Origin of the sequence: Tenacibaculum pelagium (assembly GCF_014062345.1) — a bacterium.
GTDB lineage: Bacteria > Bacteroidota > Bacteroidia > Flavobacteriales > Flavobacteriaceae > Polaribacter > Polaribacter pelagius.
The window spans coordinates 1-321 of sequence record NZ_JACGLS010000023.1; the positions used below are offsets into that span (position 1 = coordinate 1).

The 321-nt window shown below is 35.2% G+C and carries 1 protein-coding gene; it reads left to right on the plus strand.

Annotation, left to right across the window (positions count from 1 at the left end):
* Window positions 1-321 (plus strand): SprB repeat-containing protein (locus H3Z83_RS12860; RefSeq protein ID WP_182125899.1); only part of this gene is annotated, 321 nt, incomplete at both ends.

Here is a 321-nt window from a genome sequence, read left to right on the forward strand (position 1 = left end):
AAGGAGGAGTAGAACCTTATCGTTATGAGTGGAGAAAGAAAGGATCAACGACAATTGAAGGAGTGTTATCTAGTTTAGAAGGTGTAGGGTCAGGAACTTATGAATTAATAGTATTCGATAAAAACTTAAACCAAGCGACAAGTGAATATATTTTAAAGGAACCGAGTAAATTAGAGATATCATCGGTAGCTACCCAAAATGTATCATGTTATGGAGGAGAAGATGGTTCAATAGTATTAACAGTTATTGGAGGAGTTGAACCTTATAGTTATAGTTGGAAACACAGTAGTGCATCAACTCAAGCACTTACAGGTTTAAGTT